This is a genomic window from Corynebacterium pacaense, from assembly GCF_900169525.1.
Classification (GTDB): domain Bacteria; phylum Actinomycetota; class Actinomycetes; order Mycobacteriales; family Mycobacteriaceae; genus Corynebacterium; species Corynebacterium pacaense.
Genome location: NZ_LT821240.1, coordinates 879,916 through 896,076 on the forward strand (window position 1 = coordinate 879,916; position 16,161 = coordinate 896,076).

Annotated in this window: 13 protein-coding genes and 1 tRNA gene; 5 read left to right on the forward strand and 9 right to left on the reverse strand. The window is 63.9% G+C overall.

The window, feature by feature from the left end; genetic code table 11:
- Positions 1-181: 181 nt before the first annotated feature.
- The 3 genes from B7E02_RS11180 to pdxS form a co-directional block, all read right to left on the reverse strand.
- A tRNA-Met gene (locus B7E02_RS11180) sits at positions 182-255 on the reverse strand.
- Positions 256-376: 121 nt separating this feature from the next.
- Positions 377-970: a pyridoxal 5'-phosphate synthase glutaminase subunit PdxT gene (gene pdxT, locus B7E02_RS11185; RefSeq protein WP_080796097.1), complete on the reverse strand. Its 594-nt coding sequence runs from the start codon at positions 968-970 to the stop codon at positions 377-379.
- Positions 967-1,875 carry a pyridoxal 5'-phosphate synthase lyase subunit PdxS gene (pdxS, locus tag B7E02_RS11190; protein ID WP_425429798.1) on the reverse strand — a complete coding sequence of 303 codons (909 nt, stop codon included), beginning with the start codon at positions 1,873-1,875 and terminating at the stop codon, positions 967-969. The genes pdxT and pdxS overlap by 4 nt, the downstream gene beginning before the upstream one ends.
- A gap of 80 nt (positions 1,876-1,955) precedes the next feature.
- On the opposite strand from pdxS, the gene pdxR reads away from it, so the two are divergent.
- The gene (pdxR, locus tag B7E02_RS11195; protein ID WP_080796100.1) at positions 1,956-3,338 is read left to right on the forward strand and encodes a MocR-like pyridoxine biosynthesis transcription factor PdxR; all 1,383 of its coding nucleotides are present in this window, start codon (positions 1,956-1,958) and stop codon (positions 3,336-3,338) included.
- 50 nt (positions 3,339-3,388) lie between these two features.
- Here the strand turns inward: pdxR and B7E02_RS11200 are convergent, their stop codons facing one another.
- Positions 3,389-6,334, reverse strand: a complete 2,946-nt coding sequence (locus B7E02_RS11200; RefSeq protein ID WP_080796101.1) for a UPF0182 family protein — start codon at positions 6,332-6,334, stop codon at positions 3,389-3,391.
- A 96-nt stretch (positions 6,335-6,430) separates the two neighbouring features.
- On the opposite strand from B7E02_RS11200, the gene B7E02_RS11205 reads away from it, so the two are divergent.
- Together B7E02_RS11205 and B7E02_RS14685 are read left to right on the forward strand one after the other, a co-directional pair.
- A complete protein-coding gene (locus B7E02_RS11205) occupies positions 6,431-6,964 on the forward strand; it encodes a PPA1309 family protein (RefSeq protein ID WP_080796102.1) in 534 nt (177 codons plus the stop codon).
- A gap of 51 nt (positions 6,965-7,015) precedes the next feature.
- Positions 7,016-7,663, forward strand: a complete 648-nt coding sequence (locus tag B7E02_RS14685) for a hypothetical protein (protein ID WP_245802256.1) — start codon at positions 7,016-7,018, stop codon at positions 7,661-7,663.
- A gap of 684 nt (positions 7,664-8,347) precedes the next feature.
- On the opposite strand, the gene B7E02_RS11215 is transcribed toward B7E02_RS14685, so the two are convergent.
- The gene (locus B7E02_RS11215; protein ID WP_080796104.1) at positions 8,348-9,397 is read right to left on the reverse strand and encodes a YlbL family protein; all 1,050 of its coding nucleotides are present in this window, start codon (positions 9,395-9,397) and stop codon (positions 8,348-8,350) included.
- A gap of 85 nt (positions 9,398-9,482) precedes the next feature.
- Here B7E02_RS11215 and B7E02_RS11220 point away from each other — a divergent pair, with 85 nt between their 5' ends.
- Positions 9,483-10,913, forward strand: coding sequence for a zinc-dependent metalloprotease (locus tag B7E02_RS11220; protein ID WP_080796106.1), 1,431 nt, complete (start codon positions 9,483-9,485; stop codon positions 10,911-10,913).
- A 6-nt stretch (positions 10,914-10,919) separates the two neighbouring features.
- On the opposite strand, the gene B7E02_RS11225 is transcribed toward B7E02_RS11220, so the two are convergent.
- Positions 10,920-11,408, reverse strand: coding sequence for a M48 metallopeptidase family protein (locus B7E02_RS11225; RefSeq protein WP_080796108.1), 489 nt, complete (start codon positions 11,406-11,408; stop codon positions 10,920-10,922).
- A gap of 71 nt (positions 11,409-11,479) precedes the next feature.
- Here B7E02_RS11225 and B7E02_RS11230 point away from each other — a divergent pair, with 71 nt between their 5' ends.
- The gene (locus B7E02_RS11230; RefSeq protein ID WP_179129715.1) at positions 11,480-12,340 is read left to right on the forward strand and encodes a hypothetical protein; all 861 of its coding nucleotides are present in this window, start codon (positions 11,480-11,482) and stop codon (positions 12,338-12,340) included.
- Here the strand turns inward: B7E02_RS11230 and B7E02_RS11235 are convergent.
- Genes B7E02_RS11235 through B7E02_RS11245 form a run of 3 tightly spaced genes read right to left on the reverse strand, consistent with a single transcriptional unit; the run spans position 12,305 to position 16,156 of the window.
- A complete protein-coding gene (locus B7E02_RS11235) occupies positions 12,305-14,353 on the reverse strand; it encodes an ATP-dependent DNA helicase UvrD2 (protein ID WP_080796109.1) in 2,049 nt (682 codons plus the stop codon). The genes B7E02_RS11230 and B7E02_RS11235 overlap by 36 nt on opposite strands.
- 16 nt (positions 14,354-14,369) lie before the next feature.
- Positions 14,370-15,095 (reverse strand): NAD(+) diphosphatase, encoded by a 726-nt coding sequence (locus B7E02_RS11240; protein ID WP_080796111.1) that lies wholly within the window; start codon positions 15,093-15,095, stop codon positions 14,370-14,372.
- Positions 15,092-16,156, reverse strand: coding sequence for a potassium channel family protein (locus B7E02_RS11245; protein ID WP_080796113.1), 1,065 nt, complete (start codon positions 16,154-16,156; stop codon positions 15,092-15,094). Before B7E02_RS11245 ends, B7E02_RS11240 begins: the two co-directional genes overlap by 4 nt.
- Between the last annotated feature and the right edge of the window lie 5 nt (positions 16,157-16,161).

Below are 16,161 nucleotides of genomic sequence, written 5' to 3' on the forward strand. Positions count from 1 at the left end.
CTCTCGCCTCAAGGGATAAGCAAAAAAATTCACGGTCAGACAAGTTGGAAGATGGAAGAACTCTTCGCCGCAGCCGAATTCCTCGCAGTTCCGATCACCGATCTTCTCCCCCGCCGGATCACGGCATCACAAACGCCGGAATCCCCCTCAACCGAAGTTGAGGGGGATTCCGGGAATTTAGTAGCGGGGGCAGGATTCGAACCTACGACCTCTGGGTTATGAGCCCAGCGAGCTACCGAGCTGCTCCACCCCGCGACGCGGCGATACTAACATCACCTCACATTGCCCAGCTCCTAGAATCTCTTCCATGCTGCCTGGCAACGTGTTCATACTATACATAGTTCCAGAAGTTTCGACAAATCCCCAGGCAGCGGCGCTATGCCACCTGCTGCTCGATCATCTCCAGCCATCGCCGATGAAGGCTGCTGTCGGCGGTCACCTCGGGGTGGAAGGACAGTGCAAGGATTGAGTCCTGCCTGACTCCGACGATGCTACCGTCGGACAGCGTGGCAAAGGCGCTCGCATGCTCCCCCACCTCCGTCACCACGGGTGCGCGGATGAAGGATGCTTCCACCTCGGCCAGTTCCAGGCTAGGGTCCATGATCTTCACGCTCGTATCAAAAGAATTACGCTGACTGCCGAAGGCGTTGCGCCTGACACGAATGTCCAGCACACCGAGGGTCTGCTGCCCCATAGCAGGATTTTCAACCCCGCGGGCGAGGTAGATGAGTCCGGCGCAGGTCGCCAGAACCGGCAGTCCCCCGACAATCGCCGTGGCCAGTGGTTCCGCCAGCCCCAGGGATCGGGCGAGTTTGTCCATCACAGTGGACTCGCCTCCGGGAAGAACGACTCCGTCGATTCCCTCAAGGTCAGCGGGCACCCGCACCCTGCGTGTATCGGCACCGAGTCCGGCAAGCAACTGCATATGTTCGGAGTACCCTCCCTGCAGCGCGAGAACCCCGATAATCACCAGCCACGCTCTGCGAGGCGGTGCGGGGCGGCAACATCGGTGACATTGATGCCCACCATTGCCTCGCCGAGGCCACGTGAGACCTCGGCGAGCGCGTGGGGGTCGTCGAAAAGCGTCGTGGCCTTAACAATTGCGGCGGCCCGCGCCGCGGGGTTACCGGATTTGAAGATGCCGGAGCCGACGAACACTCCCTCGGCACCCATCTGCATCACCAGGGCGGCATCGGCGGGCGTGGCCACACCTCCGGCGACGAAGGTCACCACCGGCAGCGCACCGCTTTCCGCAACCTCGCGAACCAGATCGTAGGGGGCCTGGAACTCCTTCGCGGCGACGAAGAGTTCATCCGCATCAAGGCTGCGCAGTCGGTTGATATCACCACGGATCGTGCGCAGGTGCTTGACGGCCTCGGACACATCGCCGGTTCCGGCCTCTCCCTTGGAACGGATCATCGCGGCACCCTCGGTGATACGGCGCAGTGCCTCGCCGAGGTTCGTCGCACCACAGACGAAGGGCACCTCGAAGTTCCACTTATTGATGTGGTTGACATAGTCGGCGGGGCTGAGGACCTCGGACTCGTCGATGAAGTCGACGCCGAGGGATTCAAGGATCTGGGCCTCGACAAAATGTCCGATCCGGGCCTTGGCCATCACGGGGATGGACACGGCATCGACAATCCCCTGGATCAGGTCCGGGTCACTCATCCGCGCCACCCCGCCCTGTGAGCGGATGTCCGCCGGAACCCGCTCGAGTGCCATCACGGCGGAGGCACCGGCATCCTCAGCGATCCTCGCCTGCTCGGGTGTGACCACATCCATGATCACACCCCCCTTGAGCATGTCGGCCAATCCTCTCTTCACGCGGGTTGTCGCGGTAGTCTGCTGCTCTGTTTCAGTCATAGGATTCATCAAAACCCATAAAGGTGGTACATGAACAGATCCAAATTGAGCATGTTGCGGTATACCACTTTTTCGGGGAGCATGAACCCATGCGTCCGGACCTTGTGGCAGATCTCCCGCTCGACATTGACCCGCACTCGAAACTCTCCATCCCGGTGCAGCTCGCGGCACAAATCCGCGAACTGCTCACCCGGCGTGTCATCGCACCGGGCGATCACCTGCCCAGCACACGGATGCTCGCCGCCAGACTCGGGGTGTCCAGGGGTACCGTGGTCACCGCCTATGAGCAGCTCGGCGCAGAAGGATACCTCACCTCCGCCCATGGCTCCGGCACACTCATCAACCCGGGTCTGAATCTGCTCAAACCGGATTCCGCCGGTTACGGCACTGAAAAGCGGACTCCGCAGGCTCCCGTCCAACAGGATCTGATAAACCTCGACCCCGGCATTCCGGATACGACGACCCTGGCGGACTCCGCATGGCGCGCAGCGTGGCGCAGGGCCTGTTCCACCCCGCCCCGCCCCCAACCTCCACTCGGTCTGCCTGCGCTGCGCGTTGAGATCTCAGAGCACCTGCGCCACATGCGCGGACTTGTCGCCGATCCCTCGCGCATCGTGGTCACCGCAGGTGCCCGCGAAGGCCTGACCCTGCTACTCCGGGCCCTCGGCGACAACCTCGACATCGGCGTCGAGTCCCCCGGCTACCCCAGCCTCAGGCGCGTCCCGCAGGTTCTGGGGCACCGGACCGTCAACCTGAACACCGACGCCGATGGACTGGACGTCGATAGACTCGGCGCCCCCCTCGACGCGGTGCTGCTGACCCCCAGTCACCAGTACCCCTACGGCGGCTCGCTGCCCGCATCCCGCCGCACACGGCTGACCACCTGGGCCGCCGATAACTCGACCCTGCTCATCGAGGACGATTTCGATTCCGAGCTGCGTTATCTCGGCATGCCGCTGCCCGCACTCACGGCAATGGCCCCGGAGCGGGCCGTGCTGCTCGGTACCTTCTCCTCGGTGATCTCCCCACAGATAGCCTGTGGCTATCTTGTTGCTCCGGAGGAACTCATCCCGGAGCTGGGTAACCTACGTGGGATCATCGGCCAGCCGGTGGGGGCGATCACGCAGGAGGCACTCGCACACTACCTGGCCAGCGGTGCCCTCCGCCGCCGTACCCAGCGTATGCGACGCCTCTACCGGCGACGGCGCGAGCTTGTCACCCGTACCTTCTCCACCACAGGGAACGCCGAGCTGCGTCCCATCAATGGTGGACTCCACGCCGTGCTGATCTGCAACCTCCCGGAATCCGAGGTGGTGCGCAACTGCGCCGATCGGGGCGTTGGTGTAACCGGACTCTCCAGCTACTGGGGCGGCGGGAAGGCGGAGAACGGAATCGTCTTCGGCTTCGGCGGCCACGACGATGCCACTCTTGAGCGGGCGCTCCGCCGCATCGTCGAGGCCACCGCCCCATAGAAAAACCGCACCTGCGGTACAGGTGCGGTTTTTCTATGGGTTCAGATCTCCTACTGGCCCGCCTGGTAGGCGGCGACGGCACGGTCCAGAGCATCAAGTGCCCGTCCGTACTCCTCGAAGGACCCGCCGCGCGCGGCCTCGAGGTTCTTCAGAGCCTCGTTTATGGCTGCCACGTCGCCGGCTGCCGGTGTGGCCGGAGCCTGACCGGCCGGAGGAGCCTCGGTACCAGGGGTCTCCGGGCTGGTGGGAGTGCCGTCAACCTCATTGATGTCCTGGGCCGCGGCCGGATCGATTCCAACCTGGGACAGCGCCTCGGCGATCGTCGGGGCGTAGCCGACCTGGCCCTTGTAGAACACCAGCATGCGCAGCAGCTTGGGGAATGCCGACGCCTGGTCCTTGCGCTGGGAGTAGATCGGCTCCACATACAGGATCTCGCCACCACCGACCGGCAGGGTCAGGAGGTTGCCGTTGTGCAGATCATTCGACCCACGCCACAGGGTCTGGTCCTGGGCCACCTGATCGGAGGACATCATGGCGTCCTGGGCCTGTTTCGGTCCCTGGGTCACCGCACCCGTGGGAAGAACCCTGACGGTGATCCGGCCATAGGTGTCCGGATCAGAGGACACCGCCATGTGCGCGGCAAGGTATTCGCGCTGGAGTCCACGGAAGGGGGTGATCAGCTGGAAGCTGGACTCACCCGTCTCCGGATCAGCCGCGACGACGTAGTACGGGGGCTGCTTCAGCTCCTGGCGCCCCTCAGCCGCCGTCGGATCACCCGGAATGGACCAGAAGGCGTCGTTGGTGAAGAAGGTACCGGCATCGTCGACGTGGTACTTGGCCAGCATGTCCCGCTGGATCTTGAACAGATCCTCCGGGTAGCGCATGTGGTTGCGCAGTTCCTCGGAGATCTCGGAAGCCGGTTTGACGGTGTCGGGGAACACACCCTCCCAGGCCTTGAGCACCGGATCCTCGGTATCGAACTCGTAGAGCTCAACCGTTCCATCATAGGCATCCACGACGGCCTTGACGGAGTTGCGGATGTAACCCACGCGGTCGGTGATCGGCGGCTGCATCCCATCGGTCATCACGGCATCGGTGGTTGCCTCGCTCAGTGAGCTGCGGGTGGCGTAGGGAAGGCTGTCGAGGGTGGTGTAACCGTCGACGATCCACTTGATGCGGCCGTCGATGACCGTCGGGTATGTCTTGGAGTCGGTGGTCAGCCAGGGGGCGACCTTCTCCACACGGGTCCGGGGGTCACGTTCGAAGAGAATCTTTGACTCCTCCCCGACGCGGTCGGACAGAATCAGGTTCATCTCCTGGTAGCGCAGGGCGAAGGCCGCGCGGTTGACCACATTTCCGATTCCCACTCCGCCCTCTCCCGAGTAGGTGTAGCTGGTGGTGTCGGTGTCATACTCCACGCCGACGTCGCCGTCGCCGGTGCGACCGACGATGGCGTAGTCCGCCCCGTCGTTGGCGCTGGCGATCAACGGGCCGTAGTAGACGCGGGGTTCATCAACCTTGATTCCGAGCTGCTCGGCATCCTCACTCTCGGCGGCGCGGGCATTCGACTGGAGATCCGAGACCGTGTACACGGGGTAGCCGCCACGGGTGGATCCGACATCCCTCGCCACCTCATCAACCTGGTTGGCCTGCGCGGCGATGAAGCCGTTTCCGTGGGTGTACACGGTGTGGCGGTTGATCCAGTCCTGCTGGTTCTGCTGGAGGGAATTGGGGTCGAGCTCACGGGCCGCGACCACGAAATCGCGCAGCTCCCCGTCAACCTCATAACGATCCATGGCCAGCTGATCGGGGAAACCGTAGAAATTGCGCAGCTGCTGCTGCTGGGTGAAGGTCGGTGAAAGGATCTGCGGATCGAGCAGGCGGATATTGGAGATGGTGGCCACATCGGCCGCCACGCTCGCGGCGGTGGCTCCCGACCCACCCCAGTTCTCCTCATAGGTCACCTGGTCATCGGTGATGCCGTAGGCGAACCTCGTGGATTCGATATTGCGGGAGATGTACTCCGATTCCTTCTCCGCACGGTTCGGCTGAACCGAGAAACGCTCGAGCATGATCGGCCAGGCGGTACCGACCACGATGGAGCTGAGCACCAGCAGCACCACGGCCAGACCGGGGATGCGCAGGTCCTTGAGGAAGATGGCGGAGAAGAAGGCCGCCGCGACGATCACGGAGATCACCATCAGGATGATCTTCGCGGGCAGCTGGGCATTGATGTCGGTGTATCCGGCACCGGTGAAGGTGTCATTCGACTTCGTCAGCAGATCATAGCGATCAAGCCAGTAGGAGATGACGCGAAGGATCATCCAGATTCCCGCGGTCACCGCCAGCTGTGCACGGGCACCCCGGGAAATGTAGGCCTTCTGGCCCGCGACCTGGTTGCCTGCGCGAATCCCACCGAGGAGGTAGTGGCCGACCAGGGCGATCAGGAACGCGACGATCAGAAGCATCGACAGGGAGTCGGTGATCAGACGCAGCACCGGCAGATCGAAGGCATAGAATCCGTAGTCATGGCCGAACTGCTGGTCCTCGACGCCGAAGGACTGCCGGTTCATCCACAGCTGGACGGTCCGCCATGAACGCTGGCCGATCAGGCCCGCGATGATGCCGACGAAGATGGGGACGATGACAACAACCCTGCGCAGGCTGTTCTCAATCATCTGACGGTACTGGTGGACCGGGGATTCAGCGTCGAAGGCCGCCATCTCACTCGGGCGCAGTTTGATGGCGAAGTAGCCGGCAAGCCACGTTATCAGCGCTGCTACCACGCCAAAGATCAGGAAGAGCACCACCCGGGTGATGATCACCTTGTTGAACACGCCGCGGTAGTCGACTTCGCCGAACCACAGCCAATCGGTGTAGAAACCGACCGTCATCGGGGCGATCAAAACGATCAGTGCGATGATGCCGATCGTCCAGGTCACCGCCTTCGGAGGTCGCTTGATGGGTTGTGGTGGGGGTGTGAGGCCAGTCGCCAAGACAACATCCTTATATGTTATGAGCGTTTCGTTTCCACCTACTCTAAGGTTAATTACTCTCAAAGACCAACGAGATTCCAGATCAAGGAAGAAAACATGAGCGATGCTGAGCTGAGTCCCCAATCATTGAATAAGGCCATGCTGGAGGCCGTTGATTTCATTCACGCCGAGGGATGGGACCGCGGGCCGACCCTTTTCGCGCTCGTCCCCACCGAACTGCTTGTCGACGCCCTGGATGGCCCTTACGGCACCGACGCAGGGTCACCGCTGACACTGGTGGTCCAGGACAACCTGCCCTCCAACCTGGAGGCCGGTTCGGAGGCCCTAGGTGACTACATCTCCCGACTGGAATGGCCGGCCGAGGTGGTCGGGGCGATACTCGCGCAGGAGATCGTGTTCAATGACTCCGCGGAGCCCGATGCGCCGGCGAGGCCGGCCCGACTGTTCTCGGGTGTGCTGCGTGGCGATGCGGAACTGACCCTGCTCCAGCTCCGCCCCACCGAGGAGGAGATGGCGCGGCGGGGTCCCTTCGCCGAGGATGAGATCGAACTCCGCGGAGGTCCGGGTGTGGCCCCGGGAGTCATCGCGGCACTGCGCTACACGCTCGAGGCCGAACCGGAGGATCTTTAGCGCTAGGATGGTCAAAGGTACCCCTGAAGTAGTTGGCAAGGAGAACACGACGTGGCGTCAACCCTGCGCGCACATATCCGCCTGAGCATCGGCGTGCTGACGCTTGTCCCCCTGCTGGCCTCCTGCTCACAGGAGGAGGAACCGGCGCCCGAACCGACGACCTCCTCGGAGACCTCCACGGCACCGACCTCGACCACGTCCACCACACCCACGACAACCTCCCCCACCGCCACACCGGGTGCTTCGGCGGGGGCGTCGACAAGCACCTCCGGTTCCGGCGGGATGGACCGGAATGTGGCCAGAGTCTACGAGACCTTCAAGACGCTGGCGCCGCGCTCACTCTTCGAGCAGTTTGATACCTGCGACCCGAACGGTGTGGAGAATTCCTCGGCCTGTACCGGCCCCGGGGTCGGACAGTTCCAGTTCTTCGAAAGCCAGTCCAAGGCCGCCTCCACCACCCAGCTGCTGACCGAGCTGCGCAGTTCACGCGTGGTCGAGGACACCGGGAAGAAGATCGTCGGATGGACAACCATGGGAACGATGTCGATCATCACCGTGGTCGACAACGACAACGGTCTGGTCCTCCAGCAGATGGTCTCCTCCGACAAGATCGATCCCGAGAAGCGGATCTACGAGCTCGGCCTCGCGGAGCGCAGGAGCACGGAGACCACCTCCGAAACGACGGCGGAACAGAACTAGGGCCGGCTCTTCTCTCATCCACGGTCGATCACCGAGGCCAACATCTACGGGCTTCGATGCGGACTCCCGTGGCCTGGAGGTTCCTGTGGATCCCGGATCCCGAAAAGCCGTCTACTACCGGCACAACCGGATGACCGGGCACGCCATCTTCAGCCATCCCACCCCGGCCGGCACGCAACAAGTATCACCTGCCACACCGGGAGCAGCATCGATGTACCACAAATCGATACGGTGAACGCCCCGATCATGTACCCGACAGATCCACGGGTGCGTTGACCACGAAGACCCTGCTTGTCGATGGGAGGGGTGTGCCACTGGCGGAGGAACGTCAGTTGGTGCGGTTAAAGGGGCCACCGCGCACGGGTCCTGATCAATTGCGCGGTGACAATGCCCATTCCCCGCGGGAGGTCCTTCCATGGTGCAGGAAACAGAGGATGAAAACGACGATCCCCCGGGTCTGCGGATCGGATCCGCAATCGGAGGCGAAAAGGATCGAAGGGACGGCGCCCGCCAGTGCTAGATGTCTAGTCCCAAAAAGGGCCGTGATGTCGTGGCACGTCGAATCTGTGGGTTTTGGCTTTGGTGGGGTCTGGCTACCCGCTGTGGCATACTCCGTGTGGCGTTCCCTTTCGGGCTGATGTGCAGGGTAATGGTCGCCCGGTTGGAATACTCATCAGACACGTCCTAGCCACAGGTCTGGTACTCCCCGCCGTTGTTATAGGCAGCCATGCCGGAGATTGCATCGGAAAGCGTGTTCACCTTCAGGACCGTCAGATCCGGGTTCGATCCCACGGCTTCGGCGCAGTTGTCCGCCGGGGCGAGGAAGACCTCGGCCCCCGCGTCCTCCGCGGCACGGACCTTGTGAGCGATGCCGCCGATCGGTCCGACCGTGCCGTCCTCCGCGATCGTCCCGGTGCCAGCGACGAACCGTCCACCGTTGATCTGATCGGCGGTGAGTTTGTCCACCACCGCAAGAGAGAACATCAGACCCGCACTCGGACCTCCCACATCCTCGAGGTTGTAGTTGACTTCCACGCCGCTGCTACCCACCGAGGTCATGGTCACGCCGAGCAGTGCGAGGTTCTTATCATCCGGGTGCGCACCGAGAACGATGCGCGTGCTTCCGGGCTGACCGTTGCGCAGATAGTCCACGCTCACCTCGTCGCCAGGTGCCTTCGCCCGAATTCGTTCCTGGATGGCACCCGGGGTCTTTACCACGGTACCGTCCACGGCCTCGATCCGATCACCCTCCTCGAGGTGGCCCGTTGCGGCCGACCCCTCGACGATGCCGAGCACCTCCACCTCCACGGGCAGACCGAGGTAGTTCATCGCCGCGATCGTCGCCGATGCCTCAGAGGAGGAGAAAGCAAGCTCATTGGACTGCTGGACGTCCTCCACGCTCTGTCCGGGGGGAAAGATCTGCTCGATCGGCACCATGGTGTCCCCGGTGAACAGCCACCGTGAGATCGCCTGCGACAGCGTCATGTTGGTCCGCACCGAGACTGTGGTCATGTTGAGGTTACCCTGCACATCATGGGTTTCCGCACCTTCGACCTCCACAACCGGGGTGCCATCGACCTCCCCGAGGGTGTTGAAGGTCGGGCCCGGCCCCTCAGCCGCGAAGGGCACGGTGAGATCGACGTCCGTTCCCGGGATCCGGTCAATGCTGACCAGACCCGCCAGTGCAACGAGCGGGATGGCGCCCCAGGTGAGGGTTTTGAGTCTGCGGTTCACGGGTATCAACCCTACAACCTCTGTTCGCTATCAGCGTTGTCCGGATGATGGCGTCGGGGCTTGCGCCCCTTGTAGATTAGGGGACATGAACTCCAATGGCTTCGGTTTCTCATTCCCGAACAACGACGACGACGATGATAAAGACAGGAATCGCAACAATAACGATCCCTTCGGATTCTTCGGTGGCGCCGGCGCCGGCGGAATCGGAGATATTCTCAATCAGTTCGGCCAGATGCTCTCCGGCATGGGCGACTCGATGAATTCGCCCGCCGGCGCTGGCGCGGTGAATTATGAACTGGCCGCGCGGATAGCACGTCAGCAGATCGGCCGGGTCGAACCCATCAGGCAGGCCGATCGCGATGCGGTGACGGAGTCGGTCCGTCTGGCCGAACTCTGGCTGGATGACGCCACCGAACTGCCCTCCTCCGGCACCCGCGCCGAGGCGTGGAGCGCCGAGGACTGGCTGGAGAAGACCCTTCCCATGTGGAAGCGTCTGGTCTCACCGGTGGCTGAACACATGAGCCAGGCCCAGTTGGACAATCTGCCCGAGGAAGCCCGCGAGATGATCGGGCCGATGTCACAGATGATGAACCAGATGTCCTCGATGAACTTCGGCATGCAGCTGGGCAACGCCCTGGGCGATCTCGCCAAACAGACACTGACCGGATGCGATTTCGGTCTTCCCGTCGCCCCCGGTGACGTCACCGCGATCCTGCCGACCAATCTCGCCTCCGCGGCCAGCGACCTCGATGTGCCCGCCCAGGAGATCCTCGTCTACCTCAGCGCCAGGGAATCCGCCCGGCAGCGGTTGTTCAAGCACGTTCCGTGGCTGAGTGAACGGCTGGTCTCCTCCGTCGAGGAGTATGCGGCCGGCCTGGAGATCGATACCTCCCATATTCAGGACGCCGTCAACGGCCTGCAGATGGACAATCCGGATCCCTCGCAGCTGCAGGACATGATGAATCAACTGCAGGGCATGGATCTGTCCCCCCGCATCAGTTCACGCAACGCCACCGCCGTGGCGCGTCTGGAGACCCTGCTCGCGCTCGTTGAGGGCTGGGTGGATCTGGTGGTCACCGAGGCTATGGGGGATCGTATCCCCTCCACCGCCACCATGAATGAGGCCTGGCGCCGGCGCCGTGCCACCGGTGGATCCGCGGAGCAGGCCTTCGCCAAGGTGGTGGGCATCGAATTCTCCGCCCCCAGGGTCGCCGAGGCCACCGAGCTGTGGCGCCGGGTCGAGGTCGCGGTGGGTACCAGGCGCCGCGACGCGATCTGGGATCATCCCGATTTCCTTCCGGTGGCCGAGGACCTGGAGAACTCAGCGGAGTTCATCGACGGTCTCCTCGGGGAGGATGATCCGGAAGGATTCGACCCCATCGCCGAGATCACCGCCCTGGAGAAGCTCCTCGCCGAGGAGGCCGACAGGAAGGCCACCGGTACCGGGGGCACCTCCGACGGGGACGACAATGACGGCGATGAGGGCGATGAGGGCGATGGCTCAGAGAAGCTGTAGGCCCCTTCAGCCCCATCTCTGGTAGGCCTCCAGATAGCCTCTGGCTCTCTCGGCCTGGGGCACCCGGTCGGCCCACCGGTGGAACTCCGGTCCGTGCCCCGGGATGAAGGTGTGGGTCAACTCATGGACCAGCACGGAATCGAGGACATAGTCCGGAACCAGCTTCAGTCGGTCGGAGATCCTGATCTCGGCTGTTGAGACGGTACATGAACCCCAGCGCTTGTTCTGGTTTCCCACCCAGCGAATGCTCCGCACCCTCGCCCTGCCCTCGAGGACGGACTCATTGAGCTGTCTGGCGCGCCGCATCAGATCCGCATCGGAACGCACCGCGGATGAGGTGCGCCGGTCCAGCTTGGCCACAATTTCGGCGATGGTGCGCTCCTCCTCCGGCCCGGACATCCGCGCCGGAATCCGGACCTCAATACGCCCGTCGACGATGCGGGCCTGGACGGTTCTTTTTCTTTTGGCCGACCGGATCACCTGAATTTCACGCATGACACAGCAGTCTATCTGTGATGAAATGGGAGCAACGGGGTGTGACAGACGGAAAGTTGGGGGATTTTCCAATGACACACGTTTTTCTGGCGCCATCGGTGACCGTTGTGCGCCGCGGGGACACTGCAATCCAGTTCGGCCTCGATGCCACCCGCTCCGGCGTGGTGGAGCTGGGATCCACCGAGCTCGCCGATGCACTGGCGGGGGTGCTTCGCGGCATCGCGAACCCACTGCCGGTGTCGGTGCTGGTGGGAAGGCTCAGGGGCGCCGGGGTCTCCGGGACCGCGGTGTTCAGCCTCATCGATGATCTGCTGGCCTATGGGATTCTGCGCGAGTTCACCCGCAGACCCGTGCTGCTGCTCGGAAGGGGCTCGCTTCCGGCGGTCATCGGCGAGCTGCTCGAATCCGCGGGCCTGACCGCCCGCTTCCAGTTGCGCCATGATTCCGACGCCGCCTTCCTCGACCGTGACCCCACCGCCCCGGTGGTGGTGATCAACCGCTTCAGCCACCATGCGGAGCTCTCCGCGCGACTGGCCCGGCGGAAGCCGACGGTGTTCAGCGCCATGCTTATCGACGCCCGAGGTGTCATCGGCCCGGCCCGCACCGGTGGTGCGGGCCCGTGCCTGACCTGTGTTGAACTGACGCGGGTGGGCGTCGATAAGCAGTGGCACACCCTTGTCCGGCAGCAACCCCGGGGACCCGCCAATCCCGACCCCGTGGTCGAGGCCGCCGTGGCCGCGCGGGTGGTCGCACTGCTGCACAGGGGTGATCCGGACGCGGGCGTCATCGAGGAGCTCGATCCCTACACAGGGACGATAAGCCGCAGGAGGATGTCACGGCACCCGTTGTGCCCGGTGTGCTGGCTGTACTCCGACGGTGCTCCGGATGGCCCCGGATCACCCGGCCTGGGGGTGACCGCCCAGGATCCTTAGAAGCTCCCGCCCGTACTTCTCGATCTTCATCGGACCGACACCGGGGACATTGAGCAGTTCATTCTCATCGCCCGGGCGCGTCTCCGCCAGCGCCATCAGCGTGGCGTTGGAAAAGACAACGTAGGCGGGGACATTGTCATCGCGAGCGATGGAGTTGCGCCAGGTGCGCAGCTCCTCGAAGGTGTCCTCATCCGCGGTGGAGGGACACTGCCCGCAGCGTCCGATGACCTTCTCCGCGGGGCTGACCAGGGGTCGTCCGCAGGAGCGGCAGTTCTTCGCCCTGGTGCTCCTGGCACGGCCGTGCTCGGCGGGCAGATCCACGACGATGCCGTCGAGGAAACGGCTGCGCTTGCGGGACTTGCGCCCACCCTCCTGCCTGGCCAGGGACCAGGAACAAAAGAGATGCTCACGGGCACGGGTGACACCGACGTAGAACAGTCGACGCTCCTCCTCGATCGCCTCATCGCCGGCCTTTATGGCGTGGCTGATCGGGAGAGTGGAATCAACCAGTCCGACCAGGAACACGGCATCCCATTCAAGTCCCTTCGCCGCGTGCAGGGAGGCCAGGGTGACCCCCTCCATCGTCGGTGGATGCTTCGCCTCGGCGCGCTGCCGCAGTTTCTGCAGCAGCCCCTCCAGGTCCAGGCCCGGGGTGGCGGTGAGCAGTTCCTCGACCAGCTCCACGAAGGCGGTCAGCGACTGCCAGCGCTCCCGTTCCCGTGCCCCCTCGGGCTCCTCCGCGGACAGGCCGAGGGGGACGAGGGTTCTGCGCACCAGCCTCAGCAGATCGGAGTCATCGACATCGCGCTGGGAGGCGCGGACAAGCTGGCTGATGGACTGCTTGATCTCCGCGCGGTTGAAGAAACCCTCCCCTCCCCTGACCTGGTAGACGATGCCCGCATCGGCGAGCGCCTGTTCAAATACTGCGGACTGGGCATTGATGCGGTAGAGCACCGCGATCCCGGAGGCGGGCACACCGGAATCGATGAGGGTCAGGATCCGGCCGGCCACCTCCCTGGCCTCGGTCGTCTCATCATCGAAGGCGGAGAACTCCGGCTCCGGACCGGCGGGCCGGATACCCTGCAGCTCGAGACGGGTCCCGGCGGCGCGCCCGCGGGCCTGCGAGATCACAGTGTTGGCCAGGGAGGTTATCTGCGGAGTGGAGCGGTAGTCACGCTGCAGCTTGACCACGGTGGCGTTATCATAGGTGCGCGAGAAGTTGAGCAGGTAGTCCGGGGTCGCCCCGGTGAATGAATAGATCGTCTGGTTGGCGTCACCGACCACGGTGAGATCATCACGCTCCCCAAGCCAGGCCTCGAGCACGCGCTGCTGGAGCGGGGTCACATCCTGGTACTCATCGACGGTGAAGCTGCGGTATTGTTCCCGGAACTCCTCGGCCACCGCGGGTGAGTTCTCCAGCGCGCCGGCGGTGTGGAGCAGGAGATCGTCGAAGTCCAGCAGCACCCCGTCCTCCGTGGTCTTCATCCGCTCATACCTGGCGTAGACCTCGGCCACCTTCTCCGCTGGGGCGGGCGGGGTGCGCAGACCGAGCTTCTCCGGATATTGTTCGGCGGAGATCAGCGAGGCCTTCGCCCATTCGATCTCGCCGAGTACATCGCGGACCTTGTCCGTGCCCGACTCCATTCCGGCACCGCGCATCGCCCGTCCCACCAGGGGGAACTTGTTGTCCAACAAGGTCCACCTGAGGTTTCCGGCCACCTGCGGCCAGAAGTAGGACAGTTGCCTCCTGGCGGCGGCGTGGAAGGTGCGCGCCTGCACGCCACCGATGCCCATCAGGTTCAGGCGGTGTCTCATCTCCCCCGCCGCCCGCGCGGTGAAGGTCACCGCCAGCACCCTGTTGGGGCTGATGAACCCCTGATCGATGAGGTTGGCTATGCGGTAGGTGATGGTTCTTGTCTTGCCCGTGCCCGCACCGGCGAGAATGCACACCGGGCCGCGTGGAGCTGCGGCGGCTATGCGTTGATCCTGGTCAAGGTCCTGCAGATTGATCACGTGTATTCTCTCGCCGCTACTTTTCCCTCGCCCAGGCCATGATGAGATCATGGGCGATGGATCCCGGCGCCGCAATCGGGATGCGGTGGTCGAGGATGTCGGAGCGCGACGCCCACACGATCTCGGCGAGCTCGCCGTCGGTGTCGGCACGCTGTTCCTCATCCGCGGTCACCCCGCGCATGCCGACCATGATCGACCCGGACACGGGCCAGGGCTGACTGGCCACGTAGCGGATATCGGTGACCAGACGTCCACTCTCCTCCATCACCTCGCGTTCAAATGCCGCCTCCAGGGTCTCCCCGTGGGAGACATAGCCGGCGATCAGCGAGAACTGGGTCCGGCGCTGCGCGTTCATCCCGAGCAGGAGCCGCTCGGCGTCCTTGAGTTCAACGATTCCGATCACCGCCGGATCAACCCGCGGGAACACCGGTCGCCCGCTTGCGCCGAAGGCCACACCGTGTTCGTCATAGGTCAGCTCGCTGCCGTCCGCGGGATCGAAACGTACCCGCTCCCGGTTGCGCAGCAGGGCGACGGCGGCGTCGACAAGCGGATCCCTGAGCTCACGGGGAGCCACGGGGCGGCCGTGCTTCTCGACGACCGCGGCGGCGACCCGCACCGCCCACACACCGGGGGCGACCGCCACGGCGTCACCGTCAAGACTGTGATCGGGGCCGTCGAGGAAGACCGCGCGGCCACCGCGCACCGGCACCTCGTCCCGGGGTCCGACGGGAAGATAGTTCATTTGTCCTTCACATCCTCACTGAAAACTCGACGCACATACAGCAGCCGGTCACCGGGCTCAACCGTCTCCGCCTCCGGGGAATCGATGCGATAGAGCTCACCGGAGCGGACGACACCGAGCACGATATCGGCGAGGTGGCGCGGGTTGGCGCCGACCTCATCATCGCCGACGGCACGCTCAGCAACGGAGAACCCCTCATCCGGTGAGAGGAGATCCTCCATCATCTCCACCACCGAGGGTGTGACTGTGGCCAGGCCGAGCATCCGGCCGGCTGTCTCCGAGGAGATCACCACCGAATCCGCACCCGACTGCTCCAGCAGATGCTGGTTTTCTGACTCCCGGACACTGGCGACGATCATCGCACTCGGGGCGATTTCGCGTACCGAGAGTGTGACCAGCACCGCGGTGTCATCGAGGTTCGGAGCAACGACCACCGCCCGTGCCCTGGTGACACCCGCGAGCCTGAGCACGTCGGCCTTCGTCGCCGAACCCCGGACGGTCACCAGACCGTCATTGTTCGCCGCCTCCAGCGCGGAGGCGTCGGTGTCCACCACCACGATCTGATTGGCGGGCACACCGTCGGCCAGTAGCGCCGCCACCGCGGAGCGGCCCTTGGTGCCGTAGCCCACCACGATGGTGTGATTGCGCATTCGTTTCCTCCAACGTTGAATTTGCAGTGCCTTACGTGACTCCTCGGTGAGCACCGACAGCGTGGTACCGACCAGCAGTACCAGGAAGGCCACGCGGAAGGGCGTGAGCACCAGGATGTTGGTCAGCCGGGCGTTCTGGGTCACCGGGGTGATGTCGCCGTATCCCACCGTTGTCAACGAGACCGTCGAATAGTACAGGGCGTCGATGAAGGTGAGATCCTCAGAATAGCCATTGCGGTCGACGTAGACCACGAAGGTGACCACGGCGAGCAGACCCAGCGCGTACCCGACCCTGCGCAGAATCAGCCACCAGGGACTCGGACGGGCGGATTCCGGAATGTGGATGACACTCAAGAGTGCATGATCGGGTAGGTGCGCGAGTTCGCCGTCGCGCCGCAGGCTTCGACCCATGTGGT

Bases quoted from the DNA above. Each gene is read 5' to 3' on its own strand.
- pdxS (WP_425429798.1), bottom strand. From the start codon at position 1,875: ATGAATCCTATGACTGAAACAGAGCAGCAGACTACCGCGACAACCCGC.
- pdxR (WP_080796100.1), top strand. From the start codon at position 1,956: ATGCGTCCGGACCTTGTGGCAGATCTCCCGCTCGACATTGACCCGCAC.
- B7E02_RS11205 (WP_080796102.1), top strand. From the start codon at position 6,431: ATGAGCGATGCTGAGCTGAGTCCCCAATCATTGAATAAGGCCATGCTG.
- B7E02_RS11220 (WP_080796106.1), top strand. From the start codon at position 9,483: ATGAACTCCAATGGCTTCGGTTTCTCATTCCCGAACAACGACGACGAC.
- B7E02_RS11225 (WP_080796108.1), bottom strand. From the start codon at position 11,408: ATGCGTGAAATTCAGGTGATCCGGTCGGCCAAAAGAAAAAGAACCGTC.
- B7E02_RS11230 (WP_179129715.1), top strand. From the start codon at position 11,480: ATGACACACGTTTTTCTGGCGCCATCGGTGACCGTTGTGCGCCGCGGG.
- B7E02_RS11240 (WP_080796111.1), bottom strand. From the start codon at position 15,095: ATGAACTATCTTCCCGTCGGACCCCGGGACGAGGTGCCGGTGCGCGGT.
- B7E02_RS11245 (WP_080796113.1), bottom strand. From the start codon at position 16,156: ATGGGTCGAAGCCTGCGGCGCGACGGCGAACTCGCGCACCTACCCGAT.